The organism is Thiomicrolovo sp. ZZH C-3 (genome assembly GCF_054862725.1).
Genome location: NZ_JBTKXX010000006.1, coordinates 1 through 26,783 on the forward strand (window position 1 = coordinate 1; position 26,783 = coordinate 26,783).

At 59.1% G+C, this 26,783-nt stretch carries 24 protein-coding genes; 22 read left to right on the forward strand and 2 right to left on the reverse strand.

Features of this window, described 5'->3' with window-relative positions; genetic code table 11:
* The 3 genes from ACXWTF_RS13230 to ACXWTF_RS13240 form a co-directional block, all read left to right on the forward strand.
* A partial coding sequence (locus ACXWTF_RS13230; RefSeq protein WP_461715485.1) for a P-II family nitrogen regulator occupies positions 1 to 153 on the forward strand: 153 nt, incomplete at its 5' end.
* A gap of 145 nt (positions 154 to 298) precedes the next feature.
* Entirely contained in the window at positions 299 to 637 is a 339-nt protein-coding gene (locus tag ACXWTF_RS13235) for a P-II family nitrogen regulator (protein ID WP_461715464.1), read from the forward strand.
* A gap of 8 nt (positions 638 to 645) precedes the next feature.
* A complete protein-coding gene (locus ACXWTF_RS13240; RefSeq protein WP_461715465.1) occupies positions 646 to 1,827 on the forward strand; it encodes an ammonium transporter in 1,182 nt (393 codons plus the stop codon).
* A 230-nt stretch (positions 1,828 to 2,057) separates the two neighbouring features.
* Here ACXWTF_RS13240 and glmS read toward each other — a convergent pair whose 3' ends face one another.
* Together glmS and ACXWTF_RS13250 are read right to left on the reverse strand one after the other, a co-directional pair.
* Positions 2,058 to 3,872, reverse strand: a complete 1,815-nt coding sequence (gene glmS / locus ACXWTF_RS13245) for a glutamine--fructose-6-phosphate transaminase (isomerizing) (protein ID WP_461715466.1) — start codon at positions 3,870 to 3,872, stop codon at positions 2,058 to 2,060.
* Complete coding sequence (locus ACXWTF_RS13250) at positions 3,872 to 6,388, reverse strand: [protein-PII] uridylyltransferase family protein (RefSeq protein ID WP_461715467.1); 2,517 nt, start codon at positions 6,386 to 6,388, stop codon at positions 3,872 to 3,874. The genes glmS and ACXWTF_RS13250 overlap by 1 nt, the downstream gene beginning before the upstream one ends.
* A gap of 100 nt (positions 6,389 to 6,488) precedes the next feature.
* Between ACXWTF_RS13250 and mqnE the strand changes: the two genes are divergently transcribed.
* The 19 genes from mqnE to ACXWTF_RS13345 all read left to right on the forward strand — a co-directional run bounded on the left by mqnE (position 6,489) and on the right by ACXWTF_RS13345 (position 26,600).
* Positions 6,489 to 7,541 carry an aminofutalosine synthase MqnE gene (mqnE, locus tag ACXWTF_RS13255; RefSeq protein ID WP_461715468.1) on the forward strand — a complete coding sequence of 351 codons (1,053 nt, stop codon included), beginning with the start codon at positions 6,489 to 6,491 and terminating at the stop codon, positions 7,539 to 7,541.
* A gap of 140 nt (positions 7,542 to 7,681) precedes the next feature.
* Complete coding sequence (locus ACXWTF_RS13260; RefSeq protein WP_461715469.1) at positions 7,682 to 8,023, forward strand: NADH-quinone oxidoreductase subunit A; 342 nt, start codon at positions 7,682 to 7,684, stop codon at positions 8,021 to 8,023.
* On the forward strand, positions 8,014 to 8,529 hold the full coding sequence (locus tag ACXWTF_RS13265; protein WP_461715470.1) for an NADH-quinone oxidoreductase subunit B: 516 nt from the start codon (positions 8,014 to 8,016) through the stop codon (positions 8,527 to 8,529). The genes ACXWTF_RS13260 and ACXWTF_RS13265 overlap by 10 nt, the downstream gene beginning before the upstream one ends.
* A 73-nt stretch (positions 8,530 to 8,602) precedes the next feature.
* Entirely contained in the window at positions 8,603 to 10,216 is a 1,614-nt protein-coding gene (nuoD, locus tag ACXWTF_RS13270) for an NADH dehydrogenase (quinone) subunit D (RefSeq protein WP_461715486.1), read from the forward strand.
* Positions 10,213 to 10,686, forward strand: coding sequence for an NADH-quinone oxidoreductase subunit NuoE (gene nuoE, locus ACXWTF_RS13275; RefSeq protein WP_461715471.1), 474 nt, complete (start codon positions 10,213 to 10,215; stop codon positions 10,684 to 10,686). The genes nuoD and nuoE overlap by 4 nt, the downstream gene beginning before the upstream one ends.
* Positions 10,683 to 11,933, forward strand: a complete 1,251-nt coding sequence (nuoF, locus tag ACXWTF_RS13280; protein WP_461715472.1) for an NADH-quinone oxidoreductase subunit NuoF — start codon at positions 10,683 to 10,685, stop codon at positions 11,931 to 11,933. Before nuoE ends, nuoF begins: the two co-directional genes overlap by 4 nt.
* On the forward strand, positions 11,930 to 13,321 hold the full coding sequence (locus ACXWTF_RS13285; RefSeq protein WP_461715473.1) for an NADH-quinone oxidoreductase subunit G: 1,392 nt from the start codon (positions 11,930 to 11,932) through the stop codon (positions 13,319 to 13,321). Before nuoF ends, ACXWTF_RS13285 begins: the two co-directional genes overlap by 4 nt.
* Positions 13,318 to 14,610 carry a complex I subunit 1/NuoH family protein gene (locus ACXWTF_RS13290; RefSeq protein WP_461715474.1) on the forward strand — a complete coding sequence of 431 codons (1,293 nt, stop codon included), beginning with the start codon at positions 13,318 to 13,320 and terminating at the stop codon, positions 14,608 to 14,610. The genes ACXWTF_RS13285 and ACXWTF_RS13290 overlap by 4 nt, the downstream gene beginning before the upstream one ends.
* Positions 14,610 to 15,134 (forward strand): NuoI/complex I 23 kDa subunit family protein, encoded by a 525-nt coding sequence (locus ACXWTF_RS13295; protein ID WP_461715475.1) that lies wholly within the window; start codon positions 14,610 to 14,612, stop codon positions 15,132 to 15,134. The genes ACXWTF_RS13290 and ACXWTF_RS13295 overlap by 1 nt, the downstream gene beginning before the upstream one ends.
* The gene (locus ACXWTF_RS13300) at positions 15,121 to 15,621 is read left to right on the forward strand and encodes an NADH-quinone oxidoreductase subunit J family protein (RefSeq protein WP_461715476.1); all 501 of its coding nucleotides are present in this window, start codon (positions 15,121 to 15,123) and stop codon (positions 15,619 to 15,621) included. The genes ACXWTF_RS13295 and ACXWTF_RS13300 overlap by 14 nt, the downstream gene beginning before the upstream one ends.
* Complete coding sequence (nuoK, locus tag ACXWTF_RS13305) at positions 15,618 to 15,941, forward strand: NADH-quinone oxidoreductase subunit NuoK (RefSeq protein WP_461715477.1); 324 nt, start codon at positions 15,618 to 15,620, stop codon at positions 15,939 to 15,941. Before ACXWTF_RS13300 ends, nuoK begins: the two co-directional genes overlap by 4 nt.
* Positions 15,934 to 17,811, forward strand: a complete 1,878-nt coding sequence (gene nuoL, locus ACXWTF_RS13310; RefSeq protein ID WP_461715478.1) for an NADH-quinone oxidoreductase subunit L — start codon at positions 15,934 to 15,936, stop codon at positions 17,809 to 17,811. Before nuoK ends, nuoL begins: the two co-directional genes overlap by 8 nt.
* Positions 17,811 to 19,277, forward strand: a complete 1,467-nt coding sequence (locus ACXWTF_RS13315; RefSeq protein WP_461715479.1) for a complex I subunit 4 family protein — start codon at positions 17,811 to 17,813, stop codon at positions 19,275 to 19,277. Before nuoL ends, ACXWTF_RS13315 begins: the two co-directional genes overlap by 1 nt.
* Positions 19,278 to 19,282: 5 nt before the next feature.
* Entirely contained in the window at positions 19,283 to 20,773 is a 1,491-nt protein-coding gene (locus tag ACXWTF_RS13320; protein ID WP_461715487.1) for an NADH-quinone oxidoreductase subunit N, read from the forward strand.
* A 60-nt stretch (positions 20,774 to 20,833) separates the two neighbouring features.
* The gene (locus ACXWTF_RS13325; protein ID WP_461715480.1) at positions 20,834 to 21,403 is read left to right on the forward strand and encodes an aminodeoxychorismate/anthranilate synthase component II; all 570 of its coding nucleotides are present in this window, start codon (positions 20,834 to 20,836) and stop codon (positions 21,401 to 21,403) included.
* The gene (locus ACXWTF_RS13330; RefSeq protein WP_461715481.1) at positions 21,400 to 22,593 is read left to right on the forward strand and encodes a hypothetical protein; all 1,194 of its coding nucleotides are present in this window, start codon (positions 21,400 to 21,402) and stop codon (positions 22,591 to 22,593) included. The genes ACXWTF_RS13325 and ACXWTF_RS13330 overlap by 4 nt, the downstream gene beginning before the upstream one ends.
* Before the next feature lie 85 nt (positions 22,594 to 22,678).
* Positions 22,679 to 23,998, forward strand: a complete 1,320-nt coding sequence (locus ACXWTF_RS13335; RefSeq protein ID WP_461715482.1) for an ATP citrate lyase citrate-binding domain-containing protein — start codon at positions 22,679 to 22,681, stop codon at positions 23,996 to 23,998.
* 10 nt (positions 23,999 to 24,008) lie between these two features.
* On the forward strand, positions 24,009 to 25,826 hold the full coding sequence (locus ACXWTF_RS13340; RefSeq protein WP_461715483.1) for a citrate/2-methylcitrate synthase: 1,818 nt from the start codon (positions 24,009 to 24,011) through the stop codon (positions 25,824 to 25,826).
* A 141-nt stretch (positions 25,827 to 25,967) separates the two neighbouring features.
* A complete protein-coding gene (locus tag ACXWTF_RS13345) occupies positions 25,968 to 26,600 on the forward strand; it encodes a pilus assembly FimT family protein (RefSeq protein ID WP_461715484.1) in 633 nt (210 codons plus the stop codon).
* Positions 26,601 to 26,783: the final 183 nt, after the last annotated feature.

Here is a 26,783-nt window from a genome sequence, read left to right on the forward strand (position 1 = left end):
ATGGTCGTCGAAGCGGCATCGGTCGACCAGGTCGTCGATACGATCGTCGAAGCGGCCCGCACCGGCAAGATCGGTGACGGTAAGATCTTCATCAGCGATGTCGAAAAGATTATCCGTATCCGTACCGGCGAATCCGGCTCCGAAGCGGTTTAAGCCTCTTCGCGTGGCAGGTTTTCCTGCCTTGATTTTGTACATCTATAACCATTGTCAAGGGTTTGATGATTAATTAATAATCATCTGTCTAAAAAAAGATCATGGTTTTCTTGATAAGATTGCATTAGTCTTATGAGGAGAATACATGAAAAAAGTAGAAGCGATTATCAAACCGTTTCGTCTTGAAGAGGTAAAGGATGCGCTGGCGCAGATCGGGATCACCGGTATGACAGTCAGCGAAGTGAAGGGGTACGGGCGCCAAAAAGGGCACAGCGAGCTCTACCGCGGCGCGGAGTACGTTGTTGATTTCCTTCCGAAGATCAAAGTGGAGCTGGTCGTAGGCGACGAGCAGCTCGAGCAGGTGCTTGACACGATCACAGAAGCGGCCCGTACCGGCAAGATCGGCGACGGCAAGATCTTTGTCAGCGGCATTGAAAAGGTGATTCGTATCCGTACGGGTGAAACCGGCTCCGAAGCGATCTAGGTATCGCTATGGAAGATTTCGGTTATATTGTCGATACGCTCTTCGCCCTCTTCGCGATGACGCTGATCATCTTTATGGTGCCCGGTTTCGCGATGCTCGAGGCGGGGCTCGTCCGTACGAAAAACGTCACATCCGTCCTGACGGTCAATACGATGATCTATGCCGTGGCGTCGATGATGTTCCTGCTGGTGGGGTACGAACTGGCATTCGGCAGCTGGGAGAACAGCGGGATGAGCATCTATGCCGCCTTCTTGTTCCAGATGGCCTTCGTCGGGAAGACGGTTAATATCATGAGCGGCGGGGTGAGTGAACGGGTGCGTATCCTTCCGATCGCCCTCTTTACCGTTCTGATGGGCGGACTGATCTATCCGCTCGTTGTCAATGTCTCCTGGGGAGCGGACCTGCTGGCCGGTACCGTTCTGGATCTGCAGATGTACGACCTGGCGGGGTCGACCGTGATCCATTCGACCGGCGGCTGGGCATTGCTGGCGGCTATTATGATCATGGGGCCGCGTAAAGGGCGTTACAAGGATGGGAAGATCCATGTCATCCCGGCGTCGAATATTCCTCTGGTTGTTCTGGGCGCGCTGCTGCTGTGGATCGGCTGGTTCGGGTTCAACGGTGGTTCCGTCGGTTCCATTGCGAGTAAAGAGAACGCGGATACAGTGGCGCTCACGATCATGAACACCAATACCGCAGGCCTGGCGGGGGCGCTCATCGCGGGCGTTTTCATGTACGTGCGCTACCGCAAGTTCGATATCACGATGATCCTTAACGGTGCGTTGGGCGGGCTTGTAGCCATCACCGCGGGTCCCGACCTTTACGACACCCATACGCCGATCTTGATCGGTGCCGTCGGCGGGGCGCTGGTCGTCATTGCCGTTCCGCTCTTTGACAGGCTGAAACTGGATGATCCGGTCGGTGCCCTTTCGGTCCACCTGGTCAACGGTATCTGGGGGACCCTGGCCGTCGGCATCTTCGCCGCCGAGCCCGAAGCGGGGATTACGCTCCTCGGACAGCTCAAAGGAATCGCGGTCGTGGCGGTGTTTGTTTTCACCGTGTCGTACGCGGCGATCTACATCATCAACAAATTCCTGCCGTTCCGTGCCGGTGACGATGAGCAGGTCGAAGGGCTTGACGTGACCGAATGCGGGCTTGAAGCCTACCCGGAATTCAAACGGGCGTTTTAATCTCGTTTTCGGGTTTGCCCGAAAACAGATCTCTCTTATTTACCGTCACTCCATGCTGTTTTTGTTCCCCTTCTTCTTTGCCTGTGCAAAGCAGAAGCCGAACCGGGAAGAAGAAAGCACAAAGGGCTGACGCCTTCGGTACACGCCATGCATCACGAATCTGCTCGACCCGCTAATGATCTTCTAAAACCTTGACAAAATAAGTGGACGCTGACAGGCTTCACGCTTCACTATTCAACGGTCACGCTTTTCGCGAGGTTTCTCGGCATATCGACGTCGTTGCCCAGGCGGATGGCGATCTCCATGGAGAGCAGCTGCAGGACGACCATCATCTCGAAGAACTCCGGCATATAGTGCGCATGTGCGGCAATGGGGATGAAATCATCCGCTTTGTCGAAGGGGGCATCGCTGATGGCGCAGATGGTGGCATCGCGGGCACTGAGCTCCTCGACGTTGCTCTTCGTTTTGTCATAGAGCAGGTTTTTCGGCATCAGGGCGATAGTGAAGAGTTCCGGGTCGGCCAGGGCGATGGGACCGTGTTTCATTTCGCCGCTGGGATACCCTTCGGCATGAAGATAACTGATCTCTTTGAGCTTGAGGGCACCCTCGAGGGCAAGGGGGAAGAAGATGTCACGGCCGATAAAGAAGAAGCCGTGGCCGTGCAGGTAGCGTTTGGAGAGACGGCGGATCCGTTCGTGCAGGTCGTCGTTGACCCGGACGACGGCCGGGACCTCGCGCAGGAGTGTGATCTGTTCGCGCATCGCCTCGGTGCCAATCGTCCCTTTGGTCTGGGCAACGTAGAGGGAGAACATCCACAGCACCGCCATCTGTGTCGCGAAGGCTTTGGTGGAAGCGACACCCTTCTCGATCCCGGCACGGGTCAGAATGGCGGCATCCGCCTCTCGGACCATGGAGGAGTTGTCGACGTTGCAGACGACAAGAGTTTTCAGTCCTGCGGCCTTGGCCATCTTGAGGGTCTCCAGGGTATCGGCGGTCTCGCCGCTCTGGCTGATGACGACGAAGAGGGTGTCGGAGCAGAGCAGGGGCTCCTTGTAGCGCAGTTCGCTGGCGATCTCGACGGAAGTGCGGATCTTGCCGAGGCGTTCGAAAAGGTAGCTGGATGCCAGGGCGGCATGGTAGCTCGTGCCGCAGGCGCAGAGCTTGATCTCGTTGATCCCTTCGAGCAGGGAGGCATCGAGCTCCTCGAAGAGGATCGCTTCGTCCGCGAGGCGCCCGATGAGGGTGTCGGAGAGTACCTCACTCTGTTCGTAGATCTCTTTTTCCATGAAGAAACGGAACCCCTCTTTTTGCGCGGAGAGTTTTGACTCCGGCAGCGGGGCGAATTGGGGCACGACCGCAGCGGCATTGGCATCTTCGAGATGGACCCCTGTCCGCGATACGAACCCCAGCTGTCCATCCTCGAGGTAGATGACACGGTTGCATTTGCCGATGAGTGCCGCATCGGAGGAACCGAAGAACTTCTCATCGCTGTCGTTCACGCCGACGATCATCGGGGAGCCGTGCTTGGCGAAGAAGATGGTTTCGGGCATCTGTTTGGTGACGAGCAGGATCGCGTAGGCCCCCTTGAGACGTTTGACGGTTTCGCGGAACGCATCGAAGGGTTCCAGGCCGCTTTTCATCAGGGATTCGAAGAGGTGGACGATCACTTCCGTGTCGGTCTGGCTCAGGAACTGGACCCCCTCGGCGATCAGCGCGTTTTTGAGCTCCTGGTAGTTCTCGATGATGCCGTTATGGACGACGTAGGAGGCTTGGCCCAGGTGCGGGTGGGCGTTGATCTCCGTCGGCTTGCCGTGGGTCGCCCAGCGGGTATGGCCTATCCCGGCGGCAAACCCGCTGGTGCTGAAGTCGGCCGTTTTGGCCTCGAGGTTGGCGAGTTTGCCGACCGCTTTGAAATAGGAGAACTCCTCTGCCTGCAAGACGGCGATCCCTGCGGAGTCGTAACCGCGGTATTCGAGCTCTTTGAGCCCGTCGAGCAGTATCCCTTTCGTATCGTGTTTTCCGAGGTAGCCGACGATGCCGCACATTATGCATTTCCTTTACAGAGCAGGGGGATTAATCGGTCCGCATTATTGCACATCTGCGGTGTTTTCTCGATTAAGAAATGGTCGCGGGCGCGGCGCTTCGTCGTATGGATTTTTGCCGTGACGATCTGCATATCCAGGGCATCGAGGCACTGGATGATGAAGGCAAGAAGCCCGCGCTGGTTCGCTGTATGGACGGCGAGTTCGGCGAGGCTCTTGGAGTGTTCGCAATCGATGGCGATCTCGTCGGGCTTGATGACGGGGGCTTCGAGGGAGACGCTCTTTTCCATGTCAAAGGCCTCCTCGACGACCTCCCGGATGCTTTCGTACATGTCTGGGGTCGGGGTCTGCAGGAAGTCGAGTTTGAAGTACTTGACGTCGTCAAAGAGGGTGAAGACCTCCATCGAGACGACATCGAGATAACCGAGCCGTCCCAGCAGGTAGGTGAGGTTCAGGGGGATCTTCCGGAGGATCTCGATGCTCAGCCCCGTACTGAAGTCCAGGGCATACTGGTAGGCTTTGACCTCGCGGGCGCGCTGTGCGATCTGCAGGATCTCCTCCGGGCTGTGCAGGGAGAAGAAGATATTGGATTCGACCGAAAGTATCTTCTTCTGCAGCAGGCGGGGGAGGGCTTTGAAGGTGTCGAGCCGCTGGATGCGCTGTTCGACCTTGAGGCGGCGTGCGGCGTCGGTGATCCGCTCTTTCTCCTGGGCGACCTCCAGGGAGGCGTGGTAGAGCTCGTTGAGCAGTTTGGCGTTGAAGGCGTTGTAGGTCCCGGGGCCGACGCCGCTCATATCCGCGTAGGTGAGGATATAGAGCAGGGTCAGCAGCCGCGGCGTTTTGATGATCGACATGAATTTGTACAGCGTTTTTTCGCTGTGGATATTGTGCCGCTGTGCGATGATACTCATCAGGATGTGATGGCGCACGAGCAGGGTGGCATCGTCGGTCATTTCGGCGCTGAAGCCCATCTTCTGCATGACCGGCCGGATCAGCTTGACACCGACTTCGCTGTGGTCGAGCTTGCGTCCCTTGCCCGCGTCGTGCAGGAGAACGATAATCTTGAGCATGGTCCTGTCTTCAAGGCTGATCGTATCATAAAGGGCTTTGACGTCGGGGTCGTCGATGGATTCGAATGCTTTGACGCACTGGATGGAGTGCAGGCCGACAGGGTAGTGGTGGTAGCCGTCGAACTGCGGCAAAAACAGCGCTTTTTTCAGGGCGGGGATCAGCTCCGCGAGGACGCCGGCGTCATAAAAGAGGCGGAGGAAACCGTAAGTGTGTTCACGTTCGAAAAGCTTGCGGAGCAGCTTTTTGACGGTGTCGCTTCGGGGGTGCGGCACCGTCGTATAGGTGAACTGGCTGACAAAGCTGTCATCGAAACAGTAGGGGCGGTCATCGAGGTTGATCAGGATGTTCAGCAGGGACTCGATCGGCTGTGCCTTGAGGTGGAACGAGGCAAAAACTTTGTCTTCTGAGACAAAGATCCCACGATGCACCCATTGGTTCCGCAGTGCAGGAAGCCGTGCGGGGTCGTAAAACATCGGCCGGATCATTTTGGTCACGAAGATGCTGCTGAAGTTGTGGATCCGCCACATCGCTTCCATCACCTGGGTCGCGAGCTTCATGTCGTCGGTGAAGCCCAGCATTTTCCGGACTTTGGGCAGGTACTCCAGGTTGAGCTGGTCGTTCTGCTTGCCCGAAGCGAGGTGCAGGGCGCTGCGCACCCGGAAGATCAGCTCCAGCGCGATCCGGTAGGCGCGGTAGGAGTCTTCGCTGAAGATGGTGCCGTCGAGCTCTTTGAGGTTGGTGACGTCATAGCGGGTTTTGGCGACCCAGTAGAGCAGCTGCGAATCCCGCATCCCGCCGACGCCTTCTTTGATGTTGGGCTGCATGGAGACGGGGTACTTCGCCTGGCGTGTTTCGGCTTCGGCGAGCTTGGCCTCGATGAAGCGGCGCGGTTCATAGCGGCGGATACGCCCGAGCTCCCGCTGGGTGGAGTGCCAGGTGAAGTTCGAGCCGACGATGAAGCGGGCCTCCATCATGGCGGTACGGATGGTGATGTCCTCGTCGGCGGCGTCAAAGAGTTCGGAGACCTTGTGGACCCGGTGGCCGAGTTTCAGTCCGGCATCCCAGGCCAGGTAGAGGAACTTCTCGATGACGGCTTCGGTATTGTACCCCTCCAGGGGGACGTAGACGATCATCAGGTCGATGTCGCTGTAGACGGAGAGCTGTTCGCGCCCGTAGCTCCCCAGGGCCAGCAGGGAGATGGGGATGGCGTTGCGCATCGGCAGGTAGTTGCCGAACATCCGCCGCAGAACGGTCTTGTACATCTGGGTGATGAACTGGTCGAGGGCCTTGGTATGGCGGACAAGGAAGTCTTTCCCCTGGGTTTTCGCGAAGAGGTCGGGTAGAGAATCGAGGTAGACGCTGATCGCCTGTTTGAACCGTTTCGAAATCTCGAAATCGCTGGCGTTCGTCTCGATAAGGGTCTCGATATCTTCTACTAGTGTTTTCAAGGGGGCTTTTCCTCTGATGAATTCTTATTATTATAGTGATTTTAGCCTTTGGAGGCGCTCATCTGGCTATAATGCGCGAAAAGAAAAGCAGAGAGAAAGCATGACGAAAATTGCAAACCGCCGGATCGGTTTTGAAGAGGCGCTGGCGCTGTACGACGAAGACCTTTTCGCCCTGGGTGAACGTGCGGACGCGGTGCGGCGCGAGTTGCACGGTGACAAGACCTATTTCAATATCAACCGTCATATCAACCCGACCAACGTCTGCAAAGACGTCTGCAAATTCTGCGCCTACAGTGCCAGCCGGAAAAACCCGAACCCCTATACGATGAGCCACGAAGAGATCCTTGGCATCGTCGACGACATCGTTTCGCGCGATATCAAAGAGGTGCATATCGTCTCGGCCCACAACCCCGACACGGGACTGCAGTGGTACCTGGACGTTTTCCGCAAGATCAAGGAAAAATACCCCCAGCTGCACGTCAAGGCGCTGACGGCGGCAGAGGTGCATTTCCTCGCCGAGGAGTACGGCAAGAGCTACGACGAGATCCTTGACCTGATGGTCGAAAACGGGGTTGATTCGATGCCCGGCGGCGGGGCGGAGATCTTCGACGAGGGGGTCCGCGACTATATCTGCAAGGGCAAAGTGACCTCCGAACAGTGGCTGGAGATCCACCGCAAGTGGCACCAGCGGGGCAAAAAGAGCAACGTGACGATGCTCTTCGGACATGTCGAGGAGCGCCAGCACCGCATCGACCATATGATGCGCATCCGCGATCTGCAGGACGAAACCGGCGGCTTCAACTGCTTCATCCCGCTCGTATACCAGTCCGAGAACAACTTCCTCAACGTCAAGGAGTTCATCACCGCCAACGAGATCCTCAAGACGATGGCGATCAGCCGCATCGTGCTCGACAACGTCCCCAACCTCAAAGCCTACTGGGTGACCTCGACGGTGAACCTGGCCCTGGTGGCCCAGGAGTTCGGCGCCAATGACCTCGACGGTACGATCGAAAAAGAGTCCATCAACTCCGCCGCCGGTGCCAAAAGCGCCAACGGCGTCGACCTGAAAGAGTTTGTGCATCTGATCAAAGAGAGCGGGTTCACTCCCGTCGAACGAGACAGCCTTTATAACGAGATTAAGCCGTGGGCATGACGCTGTACGATAATTGTCCACTGCCGTAACAGATTCATAATCAACTAATGTTATCATTGGCGCAATGACACGCAGGCGGCCCGCGAATGGCGGGTTGTCAACGTTGCGAAAAGTAGGTCAGGATGTCCGGAACGTTATTATTGGCTACAGGGTTGGTCACGCTGCTGGTGATCGTACTGCCGCTGCTGTTTCACCTGACGCGCCACCTCGGTGCCGTCAGCGACTCCCCGCGCAAAAACGAACCCTACGAAGGGGGCGTGCGTAAAACCGTCGAGGACCCCTCGGACGTCTTCAATGTCAAGTTTTTCCTGGTCGGCATCATCTTCCTGATCTTCGATGTCGAGGTGCTCTTCATGTTCCCCTGGGCGGTCAACCTCCGTGATCTCGGCTTTTTCGGCGTCGCGGAGATGTTCGTTTTCATCGGGCTGCTGGCCGGGGGCCTGATCTATGTCTACCGGGCGGGGATACTGCGATGGATTTGAGCGAAAACCTTCTCGGCGACGCCGTGATCACAACGAGGGTCGACGCCGTCATCAACTGGGGGCGGCAGTCGTCGCTGTGGCCCTTCGTCTTCGGGACGGCCTGCTGCGCCATCGAATTTATGGCGACGGCGGCCAGCCGCTACGATATCTCCCGCTTCGGCGCGGAGGTGCTGCGCTTCTCTCCCCGCCACGCGGACCTGCTGGTCGTTGCCGGCACCGTGAGTTACAAGCAGGCCCCCATTCTCAAGCAGATCTACGACCAGATGCCCGAACCGCGCTGGGTGATCGCCGTCGGGGCCTGTGCCTGCAGCGGCGGCTTCTATGACAACTATACGACCCTGCAGGGGATCGACGAGATCGTGCCCGTCGACGTCTACCTGGCGGGGTGCCCGCCGCGCCCGGAGGGGATTCTCGAAGCGGTGATGCAGATCCAGCAGCGGTTGTGGCAGGAGCCGACGCTTTCCCCGCGCAACGCCGACTTCAAAGGGAAGCTCGACGATGCCTGACACCGCATACCTGCAGCCGCTGCTCGGGCGGTTCGCCGATCTGCATTTTCTCTCCCCCATGGGCGATACGTCGCTGTTGCAGTGCGATGCGGCATCGCTGTACGGGGTTGCCGAGGCGTTAAAACAGGAACTCGGGTTTAGTTTCCTGCTCGACATCACCGCCGTGGACAACCTCTACCGTCCGCGCGCGGGCGGGGCGCGGTTCGATCTGGTCTACCTTTTCCGCCACCGCGACTTCGTCCGGACCCTGGCGCTGAAAGTGCCGGCGCCGCAGGAAACGGTCCGCAGCATTGTTGCACTCTACGCCAGCGCGGACTGGGCCGAGCGGGAGGTATTTGATCAGTACGGGGTCCGTTTCGAGGGGCATCCCAACCTCAAGCGTATTCTCAACCATCTCGAGTTCGTCGGCCACCCGCTGCGCAAGGATTACGAGATCACGAAGGGGCAGTACTGCACCCAGACCCAGGATATGATGGACGAGATGGCCCCGCTGCTCGCTTCACGGGGGCTGGAGGCGGAACGCGACGGACTGATGATCCTCAACCTGGGCCCTTCGCACCCGGCCAGCCACGGCACCATTCGGACCCTCGCCGCCCTCGACGGTGAGAAGATCGTCGCCGGGGCCAGCGAGATCGGCTACCTGCATCGGGGGTTCGAGAAGAGCTGCGAGAACCACACCTACAACCAGATCATTCCCTATACCGACCGTCTCAACTACTGTTCGGCGATTATGAACAACATCGCCTTCGCCCGCACGGTCGAGGGGATGCTGGGGGTGACGCTGCCTGAGCGCGGGGTCTTTATCCGCGTGATCATCGCCGAGCTCTCCCGGGTCATCGACCACCTCGTCTGCCTGGCGGCCGGGCTGCTCGACATGGGAGCGCAGACGAACTACTGGTACCTCTTCAACCCGCGCAACGACGCCTACGACTTCCTCAGCCGCCTGACCGGGGCGCGCCTCACCAACAGCTACATGCGCGTCGGCGGGATGACGCACGATCTGCATGAGGGCTGGGAGGCGGAGCTTGAAGCGGTATTGAAGAAGATCGATAAGGGGATCTCGGAGACGCTGACCATGACCGAACGCAACCGCATCTACCAGGACCGGCTTCAGGATGTCTCCCCGGTCAGCGCGGCACAGGCGGTCGATTTCGGCTTTACGGGTCCCAATCTGCGTGCCAGCGGCGTCGCTTATGACCTGCGCGCCGCGAAACCCTACGACTTCTACGAGAGCTTCGATTTCGATGTCGTCGTCGGCTCCGTCGGCGATACCTACGACCGTCTGATGGTGCGCTTCGAAGAGATGCTCCAGAGCATGCGCATCATCCGCCAGGCGATGAAGCGGATGCCGGGCGGGCCGGTCAGCATCCCCAACCACCGCATCGTCCTGCCGCCGAAACCGGCGGTCTACGGGACGATCGAAGGGGTGATGAACCAGTTCAAGCTGATCTACGAAGGGGTCAAGGTCCCCGCGGGGGAGTATTACGGCGCCTACGAAGCGGCCAACGGGGAGCTGGGCTTCTACATCGTCAGCGACGGCAGCGGAACGCCCTACAAGGTGAAGGTGCGGCCGCCCAGTTTTGTGCATATGGCCGCCTACCCGAAGCTCATTGAAGGGTACCAGGTCGCCGACGCCATCCTGACGCTTGGAAGTCTCAATATTATCGCCGGGGAGATGGATCGATGAGTTTCGCCTTCCATGATCAGACCCTTGAAAAAATCGCTGCGCTGCGCGAACGCTACCCGCAGCCCCAGGCGCTGGTACTGCCGCTGCTCTGGCTGGCGCAGGAGCAGGAGGGGTGGCTGAAACCGGGCGTCTTCGAGGCGGTCGCGGCCCTGGCGGAGACGGCGCCGATGGAGGTCTACCGGGTTGCCACCTTCTATACGATGTTCCACCTCGAGCCCGTCGGGACCTATCATATCCAGGTCTGCAAGACCCTGTCGTGCAAGCTCTGCGGGCAGGCGGAGATCCTGGAGGCGCTTAAAGCGAAGCTCGGCATCGGGGTCGGCGAAACGACCGGGGACGGCCGCTTTACCCTCTCCGAGGTCGAGTGCCTCGGCGCCTGCGGCAGCGGCCCGATGCTGCAGGTCAACGAGACGAACCATGAAAACCTCACCGTTGAGAAACTCGAGCGGATACTGGAGGGGCTCGCATGAAAGACGTACGCATCGTCAGCCGCCGTTTCGGCACCCCGAACAGCCATACCCTGGAAAGCGCCTTGGCCGACGGGGCTTATATGCGCCTCAAAGAGGCCTTTGCAATGGGGCCGGAGGCCATCGTCGCGCGGGTCGATGCGAGCGGGCTGCGGGGCAAGGGCGGCGGGGGCGCTCCGGCGGGCTCGAAGTGGAAGCTGATGCCGAGGGAGGATCCCCGTCCCTCCTACCTCGCCGTCAACTGCGACGAGAGTGAGCCGGGCACCTTCAAAGACCGCCAGATCATCTCCAAAGATCCGCACCTCCTCATCGAGGGGATCATCCTCACCTGTTTCGCCATCGGCGCGCACCACGGCTACATCTACATTCGGGGCGAATACGCCCCCTTTCAGAAGATCCTGCAGCGCGCTGTCGACGAGGCCTACGCGGCGGGCTACCTGGGCGCGACGGTGGACGGCTTCGATTATCCCCTCGATATCACGATCCACCGCGGCGCGGGGGCCTATATCTGCGGCGAAAAGTCGGCGATGCTCGAATCGCTGGAGGGGAAGCGGGGCCATCCGCGTCTCAAGCCCAAGCAGAAAGAGCCGGAGTGGTACTTCAGTAACCCGACCCTCGTCAATAACGTCGAGACCATTGCCACTGTACCGTTTATCGTCTACGAGGGGCCGGAGGCGTACCGCGCGTTCGGGACCGAGCAGAGTCCGGGCACGCTCCTCTTTGCGATGAGCGGCCACGTCGAGCGCCCCGGGGTCTACGAGGCGGAGTTTGGCACGCCGATGTTGGAGTATATCGAGCACTTCGGCGGCGGGGTCCGCGGCGGCAGAAAGCTCAAAGCCGTCATCCCCGGCGGGGCGTCGACGAAGGTGTTGACCGCCGAGGAGGCGGCGCAGACGACGCTGGATTACGAGACCCTCCGCGCCATGCGTTCGTCGCTGGGGACCGGGGGCATGATCGTCATGGATGAGACGACCGACATGGTCGCGGCGCTCAAGAACCTGCTGGAGTTCTACCGCCACGAATCCTGCGGACAGTGTACCCCCTGCCGCGAAGGGACGGGGTGGAGTGATGCTTTGCTGCAGCGGGTCCTGGAGGGCCGCGGCAGTGCAAAGGATCTTGACACCCTGCTGGAGCTGGCGGAGACGATGAACGGCAAGACGATCTGCGTCTTCGCCCCGGCGGTGGCGGATGTCATCACCGGCTTCCTGACGAAGTTCAGGAGCGAATTCGAAGCAAGGACGGCGGGATGAGCAGGGTCGAGATCACCGTAGACGGCCGGACGGTCACGGCGGAAGCGGATGCGCTTCTGATCGAGGTGCTGCTGAAAAACGGCATCGAGATCCCCTATTTTTGCTACCACGAAGCGCTGGGGCCCGATGGCAACTGCCGGATGTGCATGGTGGAAATCGAGGGGCAGAAGCGGCCGCAGATCGCCTGCGACACCCCGGTACGCGCAGGGATGTCGGTGCGTACCAAAGGGGAAAATATCGATGCCGTCCGGCGCAATATCCTGGAACTCGAACTGCTCAATCACCCGGTCGACTGCCCCATCTGCGACCAGGCCGGCGAGTGCAAGCTGCAGGATTTCTATATGGACTACGGCCTGCACGACGCGAAGATCGAAAAGAACGAGAAGGTGACGCACCGCAAGCACGTCGACCTCGGCGCCAACGTCATGCTCGACCAGGAGCGCTGCGTGCTTTGCGCCCGCTGTACCCGGTTCACTTCCGAGATCACGAAGACCCACGAGCTGGGCATCATTGGCCGGGGCGACCATGCCCGGGTCAGCACGATGCCGGGCAGAAGCCTTGAGAACCCCTACGCGATGAACGTGATCGATCTCTGCCCGGTGGGGGCGTTGACCAGCAAGGATTTCCGTTTTCACCAGCGGGTCTGGTTCCTCACCTCGACGCCGTCGGTCTGCCACGGCTGCGCGGCGGGGTGTAATATCTGGGTGGACCATAACCGCGAGAAGTACAAGGACGACCGCATCTACCGCTTCCGCCCCCGCGTCAACCGGGAAGTGAACGGCTGGTTTATCTGCGACGAGGGGCGCCTCAGTTACGAGGCACTGCAGGAGAACCGCCGCCTGGCCATCATGATGGACGGGGCGGAAGCCGGTGAAGAAGAGGCGCTGGCACGGTTCCGCGACGCGCTCGAAACCTACAAAGGCGCCGTCACGATCCTTGTCGACGCGGACCGCTACAGCGAGGAGATGGAGGCGGTGAAGGTCTTCGCCGAGCGCCACGGTGCCAAGCTCTATTGCCCGGCGGGCTGCTACGATGACTTCGCTTTCGGCGACGACTGGCTTCGCTCTACCTGCCGCGCGTCCAACCTCGGCGGCGCGGAGAAACTGGGCATTGAACAAACATTGCCTGATGCGGTCAGTGCGGGACTGTTGATCAACTTCAACCACCTCGACGGCGACAAGGTCGCGGCGCAGATGCGGATCGAACTGCAGACCCACACTGGCCGGGACGCCGACCTGATCCTGCCGCTCGCGGTCTTTACGGAGTGTGCGGGGACCTTGGTCAACGAAAAGGGTGTCGAACAGTTCTGCGCGCAGGCGGTGCACCGGAACAGTCCGGTCCCTTCGGTCATTGAGTGGCTGGAGCGTCTTGAAGGGGCGCCGTTATGAGTCCGGCCGCGATCATCGTTACACTGGGATCGTTCGTCCTCGGGGCGCTGCTGGCACTGCTGATGATCCCGGTGCTGGTCTGGCTGGAGCGGCGCGTCGCGGGGCTCATCCAGGACCGCCTGGGGCCCAACCGCACGAATATTGCCGGGTTCCGCCTGGGCGGGGTCGTACAATCCTTTGCCGACGTGATCAAGCTGGTGCTCAAAGAGGAGTACTACCCGGCGCATATCAAAACGGGGCGCTGGCTGTTGATGCTCTCCCCCGTCATTACCTTTGCCGCGGCCCTGCTGGCCTTTATGGTGATCCCCTTTGCAGACACTCTGCATATCGGCGGGGAAGCGCTGCGCGTCCAGCCGCTGCCGGTCGACTTCGGGGTGCTTTGGTACCTGGGGGTCGGGGCTGTCGGCGTCGTCGGGATCTTCTTCGGGGGCTGGCTGAGCCACAACAAGTATGCGCTGCTGGGGTCGGTACGCGCCGGGTCGATGATGGTGAGTTACGAATTGCCCCTCGGCCTCTCGGTCGTGGCGCTGATCCTCACCTACAATACGATCGACTTCAACGCGATGGTGCAGTGGCAGAGCGGCACGGTGCTGGGGTTCCTGCCCGCCTGGGGTATTCTGGTACAGCCGCTGGCGGCCGTGATTCTGATCATCACACTTTTTGCCGAGACGAACCGCGCGCCCTTCAGCGTCGCCGAGGGGGAGAGCGAGATCGTCGCGGGCTTTTTTACCGAGTATACGGCGATGAAGTTCGCGATGTACTTCATGGGCGAGTACGTCGCGATGAACACCGCCAGCGCCGTGATCATCACCATGCTTTTCGGCGGTTACCAGCTGCCGTGGGTGGATACGGCATCGATGCTGACGCATTTTGACTGCTACGCCTGGGGGTATATGGCCGTGCTGCCGCTGCTCGTTTTCGGGGTGATCCGCTGGATGCGCAAAAACAACCGGGTGCGCACGACGGTCGCCACCGACGGCGGCCGCGGGTTCGAGACGAAGGTGCTGACCGCGGCGCTCATCATTATGACGCTGCTCATTGAAGGCGCGCTGTTCTGGGTTACACTGCTCCCCGAAGGGGCGGCGGCGGTCGCGACGGCGGTCGCTTTGCTGCAGATCGCGGTCTTCGTGACGAAACTGATGGCGTTCAACCTCTTTTTCATCCTGGTGCGCTGGACGCTGCCGCGGTTCCGCTTTGACCAGGTGCAGTACCTGGGGTGGTACTATCTGCTGCCGCTTGCCCTGCTCAATCTATTCGTTACGGCACTGGTCGTGACAGGAGGTGCCTGATGCCCCGCAACGTTAAAGTCGTCCCGCGCCACGGCCGGGAGAGGAAGGACCGTCTTTACCTGCCGGCGATCTATGAAGGGATCAAGATCACCTTCCGCCACTTCTTCGAGAACGTCAATGACATCACGGCGGTCGAGGCCCTGGAGTACCCCGAGGAGCAGCCCGGCGACATCACGGAGCGCTACCGGGGACTGCACCGTCTCACCCACCGCCCCGACGGGAGTGTCGCCTGCGTCGCCTGTTTCATGTGCGCGACCGCCTGTCCGGCGAACTGCATCTTCATCGAGGCGACGGAGCGCAGCGACGGGATCGACGAGAAGATGCCGCAGCGCTTCGCCATCGACACCCTCGAGTGCGTCTTCTGCGGCTACTGCGTCGAAGCGTGCCCCTGCGACGCGATCCGGATGGATACGGGCATCTTTTCGCTCACGGGCCGGAACCGGGAGGATTTCGTCCTGGAGAAGGAGCGGCTGTTGTCGCACCGGGGCGCGTTCGGGGAGGAGGACAGCCGTGCTGGAAAATAGCCTTTTTGCCGTGTTGGCGCTGATTATGCTGAGTGGGGCTGCCGCGATGGTGTACCTGCGGCAGACGCTCTACGGTGCGTTCGGCTTTCTCTGTGCGATGCTGGCGATGGCGGGGCTGTTCGCGCTGCTGGAGAACGGTTTCCTCTTTCTCGCCCAGATCATGGTCGCCGTCGGCGCGGTCGTGGTGTTGAGCCTGATGGTCATCGTCTCGGTCAACGCCAAGGATGAGAACCTCCCCCATGAGCCCTATAAACTGCGCTGGATCCTTTTCAGTGCCGTGCTGACCCTGCCGTTCGGCCTCCTGCTCTACCGCGCCCTGGTGCACCTGCACCGCGGGTTCGCCGAAAGCGCGGAGGGGTTCGGCACCCTGCATGCCGTGGGGGCGTCGCTGTTTCAGCAGTGGGTGCTCCCCTTCGAGATCGTTTCGGTCCTGCTGCTGGCGGCCATGCTGGGCGCGATCGTGATCGCCCGGAAGGAGCAGCCGTGAGCCCCGAACCTTTTTTCGCCCTCGCCACGCTGCTCTTCTGCCTGGGGCTGGTCGGCATCGTCAGCCGCCGCAACCTCTTCGTCGTCTATATGTCGGCAGAGCTGATGCTCACTTCGGTCAGCCTGATGCTTGCCACCTTCGGACGGGTGCTGGGCAGCGGGGACGGCGCGGCGATGGTGCTGCTGATGATCGCGGTGATCGCCGCCGAGGCGGCGCTCTTCCTGGCTATCATCATCCAGTTGCACCGGGGGCGGAAAACCCTCGACAGCGATGCCTTCGCCGCACTGGCGCAGCGCGAAGAGGAGGGGCGTGATGCTTAGCCTGATCGTACTGGTTCCCTTCGTTTCCGCCGCCGTACTGGGGCTGCTCTACCTGGCCGCGCCGACGCAGGCGCGGGAGCGTCTCTATGCGGCTGTCGGCATCGCCGCACCGGCCCTCTCCGCCGTGCTGGCGCTCTTTGCGGGAAGTGAGCTCGCTGCCATGCCTGCCGACGCCGCACTGCACTCGACGCTCTTTGAATGGATCGCCCTGGGGGAATTCCGTATTCCCGTCGCCTTTGCCGCCGACCGGCTCGGCGGGGTGATGATCGCTTTCATTACGGTGATCGGGACGCTGATCCATCTCTACGCGGCGGGCTATATGCGCGGCGATCCCGGTTACGGGAAGTTCTTCGCCTTTTTCAACCTCTTTATGGGCAGTATGCTGCTGCTGGTGCTCGCCGACAACCCGATCATGATGTTCGTCGGCTGGGAACTGGTGGGGCTCTCGTCGTACCTGCTGATCGGTTTCTACCACCGCGACAGCGCCAATGTCACGGCCGGGAACAAGGCGTTCATCCTCAACCGCGTCGGGGATTTCGGCTTTATCATGGGGCTCGTGCTGCTCTTCGTCTCCCTGGAGGGGCAGGGGTTCACCTTCGAGGCGATCCGCGCGCATATCGGGATGCTGGCGCCGGGCACGGCCCTGCTGATCGGTGCGCTGCTCTTCGTCGGGGCGATGGGCAAATCGGCGCAGATCCCGCTTTACGTCTGGCTGCCCGACGCCATGGCGGGGCCGACGCCCGTTTCGGCGCTGATCCACGCGGCGACGATGGTGACGGCGGGGGTCTACATGGTGGCGCGTTTCGCCTTCCTCTACAGCGGCATTCCCGAAATCGGGGAGGGGATCGCGGTCATCGGGGCGGCGTCGGCGCTTTTAGCGGCGCTGATCGCCTCCTACCAGCGTGACATCAAGAAGATCCTTGCCTACTCGACGATGTCGCAGCTGGGCTATATGTTCATCGCCGTGGGCCTGGGGGCCTACAGCAGCGGGCTGTTCCATGTCTTTACCCATGCGTTTTTCAAAGCACTGCTCTTTATGGGTGCCGGGGCGGTGATCATCGCGCTGCACCACGAGCAGGACATCTTCAAAATGGGCGGGCTGAAGGCAAAGATGAAATACGTCTACGCCGTGATGCTGATCGCGACACTGGCCATCAGCGGCATTCCCCCGTTTGCCGGTTTCTTCAGCAAAGATGCGATCCTCGCATCGGCCTTTGCATCGGGCCACTATACGCTCTGGGGTATCGGCGTTTTCACCGCCTTTCTGACGGCGTATTATATGTTCAGAATGCTCTTTATCGTTTTTCATGCCCCCGGCAGTCATGAGGCCCTGGTGCCGCTGCCGCGCACGATGACTTGGCCGCTGGCCCTCCTGGCGCTCGGGAGTGCGGGCGCGGGCTTCCTGGGCGCGAACGAAGCGTACGGCGGCAGTGACCTGTTCGCCCGTTTCGCCGCACTTCCGGACAGCATGCATGCGCTGTCGCACCGGACGGAGTATCTGCTGGGGGCATTGAACGTCATCATGGGGGCAGGGGGCATGGCCCTGGCCTACCGCCGCTTCGCCGCGGGGGCGGAAGCGCCGCGGCCCGATACCCTCTGGCGCCGGGCCGTACTGGGCAAGTTTTATATCGATGAACTCTACGCCCGGCTCTTCGTACGGCCGCTGCTGTCGCTGAGCCGCTTCGCGGATGCCGTCGTCGACCGCCGTGTCGTCGACGGTTTCATCGGCCTGAATGTCCGGGGGTACCGCTTCGCCGGCCGCAGGTTTGCCGCCCTGCAAAACGGCAAAGTGCGCTACTACGCCCTCTACATCCTGGCGGGGGTCGCCGTGATGTCGTACGCGATGCTGGGCATTCTGGAGGTACGGTGATGGAGAAGGTGCTGACCGACATCATTTTTCTGCCGTTTGTGACGGCGCTGCTGCTGGGGGTGCTGCGCGCGCCGTATGCCTGGCTGCGGCTGGGCGCGCTGTTCTCCTCCTTCGGGGTGCTCGTCCTTGTGCTGGCCGTGGCGGCGGGGTTCGATCCGGACGGTGGGTTACAGTACGTGCGGCATCTCCCCTGGATCGCCAACTACGGCATCGCCTACTTTGTCGGGGTGGATGCGCTCTCCCTGGTCCTGCTGCTGCTCATTGCGATATTGATACCGCTGCTGTACCTCTACATGTGGCACGAAAAGCGTAAAGGGTACTGGTACAACATGATGCTGCTGCAGACCGGGGTGACCGGAGCGGTCCTCTCGCTGGATCTGATCCTTTTTTACCTCTTCTGGGAGACGATGCTGCTGCCGGTGTTCATCATGATCGGACGCTACGGCAGTGGCGATCGCCAACGCAATGCGATGAAGATCGTGCTGATGACGATGATGGGGTCGATGAGCATGCTGCTGGCGATCCTCTACCTCGGGTACAGTTATTTTGCCGCCACCGGCGGGTGGAGTTTCGCCCTTGAGAATCTTTCGACACTCCGGTTCGCTTCGCTGACGTCCGTTTGGCTGGCCGCCGGGTTCCTGCTGGCATTCGCCATCAAAATCCCGCTGGTGGGCTTTCACACCTGGATGGCTCCGGCCTACGGTTCGTCGCCGACACCGGCGGTCGTGATCCTTTCGGCCATTATGGCCAAGCTCGGTGCCTACGGCATCTGGCGTTTCGGGTATGGCCTGTTTGAGCCGACGCTGAAACTCTATGCCCCCTTTATCATGGCGCTGGCGATCATCGGCATGCTCTACTTCGCGGTGCGGGCGGTCACGGAGAACGATCTGCGCAGGATGTTCGCGTATGCTTCGGGGTCGCACCTCTCGCTCATTGCGCTGGGGGTCTTCGTCACCAACCTGTACGGTTGGGGCGGCAGCCTCTATTTCATTGCGACCCATGCTCTTTCGTCGGCGGGGATCTTCATTATGATCGGCCTGCTGTATAAGCGCGTAGGCTCCATCAGTATCGATGCGCTGGGCGGTCTGGCGCAGCAGGCGCCGAAATTCGCCCTCTTTTTCGTCTTCTTCGCCCTCTCTATCGCGGGGCTTCCGGGCACCGGCGGATTCGTGGGGGAGCTGCTGATCATCGTCGGCGCTTTCAAAGCGGATCCGTTGATCGGCATGTTCGCAGCGACGACGATGTTGGCCGCCATGCTCTACGTCTTCTGGATGCTGCAGCGGACGGTCTTCGGTTCGGCGGGGGCATGCAGCAGCGGGTGCCGGGACCTTGACGCCCGGGAGCTGGCGATGCTGATCCCCCTGGCGCTGCTGCTGCTCGTCACCGGGATTGCCCCGTCGCTCTTTACGCCGATCTTCGAGCCCCAGCTGACTGATATGCTGGCTGCGCTGGGAGGTGCCCGTTGATCCAGATGCTGCTGCAGGCCCTGCCGCTGGCCGTCCTCTTCGTCGGTGCCTTCGTGATGATGCTGCTGAGCCGGACCAAGGCTCTCGGGTTGGGGCGGTTCAATCTGGTCGCCGTGGGCTTTTTGCTGGTGTCGTTCCTGCTGGAACTGCTGCAGTACGGCGGCGGTGCCCCCCGGCTGCTGTGGCAGGGGACCTTCGGGCCCGCGTTTATCGTCGATGATTTCGCGCGGCTTTTCGACCTGATGTTCACGGCGGGAGCGATGTTGACGCTGCTGATCAACACCGATTACTTCCGCAGCCGCCGCTACTACAACGGCGAGTACTTCGCCCTGATTCTCTTCAGCGTCTTCGGGATGATGATGCTGGCCCATGCAAACGAGCTGGTCAGCGCCTTCATTGCGCTGGAGATCGCGTCGCTGAGCATCTATGCCCTGGTCGGGTACCACAAGAACAACCTGATCAGCTCCGAGGCGATGATGAAGTACCTGATCCTGGGATCGATGACCGGCGTCTTCTTCATGCTGGGGACGGCACTGATCTACGGGGCGGTCGGCGCGACGGACCTGACGGCCATTGCCGCATACATGCAGCATGCCGATACGCGGGAACAGACGATGGTGGTCGTCGGCGGGACGTTTATCATGGTGACTATTCTCTTTAAGATCGGGGCGGTGCCGTTTCACTCCTGGGTCGTCGATGTCTACCACGGTGCTCCCTACCCGGTGACGATGTTCATGGCCTCGACGTTCAAGATCGCCGTGTTTGCCATTGCGCTGCGCCTCTATCTGGTCGATTTTGCAACAGTGCAAATGGTCTGGATTCCGGTGCTGCAGGCGGTGACGGTGCTGACCCTGATCGGAGGGTCGTGGCTGGCGATTTCGCAGCGGACCGTCAAACGGATGCTGGCGGGCTCGAGCATCGTGCACAGCGGCTACCTGCTGATCGCTCTTACGTCGGCCGGCATGGGATCGCAGGTCGCGGCGCCAGCGATCATGTTCTACCTGATCGCGTATTTCTTCAGCGCCGTGGGTGCGTTCGGCGTTCTGAGCTACATCGCCTCCCAAAGCCGCCGGCAGATGACCTACGAGGATTTCAAAGGGTTCGCCGACGGCCATCCCTACCTCGCACTGACCATGGCGGTGTTCATGCTGTCGCTTTCGGGCTTTCCGTCGACCATCGGCTTCCTGGGCAAGTTCTATATCTTCAGCGGGGCCATAGAGTCGGGGCAACTGCTGCTGGCGGGGCTCGGGATCCTGACGGCGTTCATCTCGGTCTATTACTATTTCCGGCTCATCGCCATGATGTACTTCTACCCCGGTGAAGGGGAGGTGCAGAAACTGCGGGTCAATCTGAGCAGCATGCTCATTGCCGTGATGGCGGTCCTGATCATCTGGGGCGGGATCGGTACGAGTCTGGTTCCGTTCGTCCCCGGCGCGGACGGTATCATCGATGTGGCGCAGCAGGCGGTCGCCGCACTTGCGGTGCCCGCCCCGTAACTTTTTGCGTTCGTTGGATATAATGGCCTTCATTATACTTTCCGCAGCAGAGGTGCCGCCATGGTCTTGATGATCGACAATTACGACAGTTTTACGTACAACATCGTGCAATACTGCCTGGAGTTGGGGGCGGACCTGAAGGTGATCCGAAACGACGAGATGAGCGTCGAGGAGATCGCGGCGCTGCAGCCGGAGAAGATCATCATCTCCCCGGGGCCGGCGACGCCGGACGAAGCGGGGGTAAGCCTGGCCGTCATCGACCGGTTCAAGGATGAACTGCCTATTCTCGGCATCTGCCTGGGGCATCAGAGCATCGCCCAGGTCTTCGGCGGCAACGTCGTGCGGGCCGGGAAAATGATGCACGGCAAGACGTCGGTGATGGAGTGCAAACCGGGCTGTGCGATCTTTAAGCATCTGCCGGAGTACTTCACGGCAACCCGTTACCACTCATTGATCGTCGAGAAGGCGGGGCTCCCGGAGGCCATCGAACCGACGGCCTATAGTCAGGATGACCGGGAGATCATGGCCCTGCAGATCAAAGACAGGCCCATCTACGGCGTACAGTTCCACCCCGAATCGATCATGAGCGAGTTCGGGCACGAAATACTGGATAACTTCCTCAAACTATGACCCCCCGTCTGGCGCTCTTTCTCCTGCTCGGGATCGATGCCGCCATCCTCCTGTTTGAAGCCTCATCCCTCTCACTGACCTACCATGGAGCGAGACTCCTGTATGACTACGAACCCTCCGTCATGACGCGGATCATCCAGGGTTCGATCGCATTGTTCGGACAGAACGATGTGGCGCTTCGCCTGCCGATGATCGTCATGAACCTGGCGAGTGCGCTGCTGCTCTACAAGGTGGCGAAGCCCTACGGCAGGCATGCCCGGGAGCGTGTCTGGCTCGTGGCGGTTTTCCTGCTGCTGCCGGGGGTGATCAGCTCGTCGCTCCTGGTGGATGAAGCCGCCCTGGTGACGCTGGGGCTTTTTCTGTACCTTTTCCTGGAACAACGCTTCGGCAGGCGGGCGGACCTGCTGCTGCCGTTGCTGGCACTGATCGATGTGGCGTTCGCGCTGCTGTTTATCGGGCTGGCTGTGCAGGCTTACAGGGTACAGCGCCACCGCTACCTCGGTGCCTATCTGCTTCTCACCGTAGTCACGGTCTCGGCCTGGGGGTTCAATACGGGCGGGGTCCCGCAGAACCAGTTCCTTGATATGATGGGGCTCTATGCCGCGGTCTTCACCCCGGTTGTTTTTGTCTATCTGGTCTACGTGCTCTACCGGCGCTACGTGACGGGGCAGGCGGAGCTGCTCTGTGCCGTCGCCGCGACGGCCCTGGTCCTTTCGCTGCTGCTCTCTTTCAGGCAGCGGATCGAGATCGAACAGTTTGCACCCTTCCTGATGGCGGCCCTGCCGCTGGGGATGCAGACCTTTTACCACTCCTACCGGGTGCGGCTGCGGCCCTTCCGCAAACGTTACCGTCTGCTCTTTACATTGGCGATGGGGCTGCTGGTCCTGAATGCGGGTGCGGTCTTCTTTAACAAGGCGGCGTATCTCTTTATCGATGACCCTTCCCGCTATTTCGCCTACCGCACGCACATTGCCAAGGAGTTGGCGGATGCGCTTAAAGCACGGGATATCGCCTGTGCGACGCTGCCGAGGAACCGGTCCATGCAGCTGCGTCTTCGTTTCTACGGCGTGGAGGAGTGCGAGGGGACGGTTGTTCGTTCCGAGCGCCACTCTGACCCCCAAAGTGTAACAATTCGTTACTATAATGTTCCAGTGGCTGTTTTTAGTGTTACTAAATTACCCAAAAATTAATTCCACGACCCGCTGAGAAAGTCTCAAGCCGGGCTGGGAGATCATCCGTGATATAATCCAGCCAAAAGATTTTCAAGGAGTTGAAATGGCTCAAAGAGCGATTCGTGAATACGACGGTAAAGCCATCTTTGCCCGCCACTGGGAAAAATATTTCAGCGGTTTTCACTATGGATTCAAATCGGTTCTGGTTACCAGCGGTGCGGAACTGAAAGCGAAAGCCGAGGAACACGGTTTCGAGTGGTTGAAGCAGGAGCCGCTCGTAGCGAAACCGGATATGCTGTTCGGTAAGCGCGGTAAAAACGATCTCGTTCTCTTCAAGACGAACAAGCCCGGTGACGTCACACTGGATGACGCTGCTGCATGGATCGACGAGAAGATGTCCCATGATGTCACACTGCTCTCCGGTCAGCACGGACGTCTGACGCACTTTGTCGTTGAGCCGTTCACTCCGCACACCCAGGAGCAGGAGTACTACATCTCTGCTACAACCGTTGGTGAAGACGACGTTCTGTACATGTCCGCAGAGGGCGGTATGGAAGTTGAAGAGGGCTGGGACGAAAAGGTCAATGAAGTCCATATCCCGATCACGATGAGCGATGCAGACATGGAACACGCGGTCCGTGCCAACGTTCCGGCGGACATTCCGGCAGAAAACAAAGAGTCTTTCACCTCCTTTGCGATTGCGTTCTTCAAGTTCTACCGTGACCTGAACTTCGCCTACCTTGAAATCAACCCGATCGTCATGCTCAAGGACAACGATATGGCGATCCTCGACCTCGTTGCACGCCTCGATGACACGGCGGGCTTCATGATGGCGGATGCCTGGGGCGAGATCGAGTTCCCGACGGCCTTCGGTATGGAAGACCAGTCTCCGGAAGAGAAAGCGATCGCGGAAGCGGACGCAAAATCCGGCGCCTCCCTGAAACTGACTATTCTCAACCCGATGGGCCGTATCTGGACAATGGTTGCCGGTGGTGGTGCCTCCGTTGTTTACGCCGATACGATCGCAGACCTCTCCGGTGACGTTAAAGACCTCGCGAACTACGGGGAGTACTCCGGTGGTCCGACAACGGGCGAGACGAAGTTCTACGCGGATACACTGCTTGACCTGATGACGCGTCATAAAGATGCGCAGGGCCGTGACAAGATCCTCATTATCGGTGGTGCGATCGCGAACTTTACGGACGTTGCGAAGACCTTCACGGGTATTATCCAGTCCTTCGAAGAGTACGCAGAGAAGATGAAAGAACACAACACGCGTATTTATGTACGCCGCGGCGGACCGAACTATGAGAAAGGTCTCAAAGACATTAAAGAAGCGGCGGACCGTCTCGGCCTGTCCATCGAAGTCTACGGGCCGGAAACACACGTAACTGATATCGTGCGTATGGCACTTGAGAAGTAAGGAGAGAAGAATGGGTGCACTGTTTACAAAAGACACACAAGCAATTTTCTGGAACAACAACAAAAGCGCGATCCAGCGCATGCTGGACTATGACTATGTCATCAACCGCGAAACGCCTTCCGTCGCTGCGATCGTCGCGCCGACGTCCGGAAACAAGTTTGAGAAATTCTTCTACGGACCGGATGAGATCATGGTTCCGCTGTACCGCTCTACAACGGATGCGGCGGCAGCACATCCGAACGCAGACGTTCTACTGAACTTCGCCTCTTTCCGTACGGCGTATGACGTTACGATGGAAGCGATCGGTCTGAACGGTCAGTTCAAAACGATCATGGTCACCGCAGAAGGTATCCCTGAGCGTCTTGCACGCGGTATGAACCAGGCGGCACGCGATGCCGGTGTTACGGTGATCGGGCCTGCAACGGTCGGCGGTATCGCACCGGGCGCATTCAAGATCGCGAACGTCGGTGGTACGATCGAGAACATCATCAACTCTAAACTGCACCGTGCAGGTTCATGCGGCCTTGTCACACGTTCCGGCGGTCTGTTCAACGAGCTCTCCAACATCATCTCTATCAATGCCGACGGTATTGCCGAGGGTGTTGCGATCGGTGGTGACCGTTTCGTCGGTTCTGTCTTCATCGACAACCTCCTGCGTATGCAGAACAACCCGCAGGTCAAATACATGATCCTGCTCGGTGAAGTCGGCGGTACGGAAGAGTACAAAGTGATCGAGGCGGTGAAGTCCGGCAAGATCACGAAACCGATCATCGCATGGTGTATCGGTACGATTGCCAAGCACTTCAGCTCCGGTGTCCAGTTCGGACACGCGGGTGCCTCTGCCAATGCCGATGCTGAAACAGCGGCGGCGAAGAACAAAGCGATGGCGGAAGCCGGTATCTATGTACCGGAATCCTTCAACGATCTTCCGGCGAAGATCAACGAGGTGTACAACAAGCTCAAAGCCGAAGGTGTTATCGGCGAGATCGAAGAGCCGGCACTGCGCGAAGTACCGAAAGTCCGCCGTGCAAAACAGTTCATCTGTACGATCTCCGACGACCGCGGTGAAGAAGCGACCTATGCCGGTTATCCGATCAGCTCCGTTGCGACACCGGACACCGGTTTCGGTATCGGTGACGTCGTCTCCCTGCTGTGGTTCAAGAAACGTTACCCGAAATGGGCTACGGACTACATCGAAACTGTCATGAAAACCGTTGCGGACCACGGTCCGGCGGTTTCCGGTGCACACAACGCGAAAGTGACTGCACGTGCGGGTAAAGACGTTATCTCTGCTCTCGTCACGGGTCTTCTGACCATCGGACCGCGCTTCGGCGGTGCGATCGATGACGCGGCACGCTACTTCAAGTATGCGAACGACAACGGTATGAGCCCGGCGGAATTCATCTCTTATATGAAAAAAGAAGGGAAGCCTATCTCCGGTATCGGTCACCGTATCAAATCCGTCCGTAACCCGGACCTGCGCGTTTCCGGTCTGAAGAAGTTTGCAGCAGAGAACTTCCCGGCGACACCGCTGCTTGACTTCGCCCTTGAAGTCGAGAAACTGACGACATCCAAAAAGGATAACCTGATCCTGAACGTCGACGGTACGATCGGTATCCTTATGGTCGATATGTGGCGTGCCCTCGGTTACTCCGAGGAAGAGATCGACGGCTTTATCGATGCGGGTGCACTCAATGCATTCTTCATCGTCGGCCGCTCCATCGGCTTCATCGGTCACATCCTGGACGAAAAACGTCTCGGTATGCCGATGTACCGCCATCCGATGGACGACATCCTTTACAACGTCGAAAAAGCGGAAGAGCTTTAAAAAAACACTGCCTGGAAAACAAATTTTTCCAGGTAAGAGCCCTAGGCTCTCTTCACTCAATCTTCTTATACTCTTAGCCATCCCCACTTCTGTTTTCTTATGTTATAATGACCTGTCATTCAAATTAGGATAGGGTCCTCTATGAAAAAATCTGCATTCACTATGCTGGAACTTGTATTCGTTATAGTCGTCATTGGTATTCTTGCAACTGTCTTTATCCCACGTTTTGAACGTGACAATGCTGGTGAGGCTGCTTATCAGATTGCTCGACACATCCGTTTGGCGCAACACCATGCTTTAGTTGAAGACCGGATAAACGATGCACCTGCTGGTGTAGATTGGAATACTACATTGTGGCAAATTGCCTTTACACATTCTGCTGCACACAATGGTGACTGTTATGATGTTTATGCAGACCGTAACGGTGGGGGAAATGTTAATAGTGTTGGGGAAGCTGCGATTGATCCGTTGACAAGAAAACAACTATACTCCAATAACTGTAATGAGGGCACGGAAACGAATGATGATGTTCTTTTATGGAAAAAGTATGGTGTGGATTCAGTGACATTCTCCGCAGGCTGCTACCCTGCAGCAGCAAACAAATATATTGCGTTTGATCATATAGGAAGGCCGTATGGTGCGCTTAGCAGTCCATTAACAGCAGATTGCACAATTACTCTGACAACGAAAGATGGCCATAACGCTACGATTACCATTACCAAAGAAACTGGTTTTGTAAAAGTGGCAACGATTGACGGCACGAATCTTCCATGATATGATGGAGTCAAGAGATTGTAAATGTATCGTACAATGCTTACAAGCGACAAAAATAGGTACATTCCAAGAAATTTCGCAAATTTTGAAAATTTGCGCAGAAACCTCTTGACATTGCTTTGAGAATCCCCTATAATTCCCGTCCACAAACGATGAGAGGCATCGAAAGAAGCCGATCAGCCG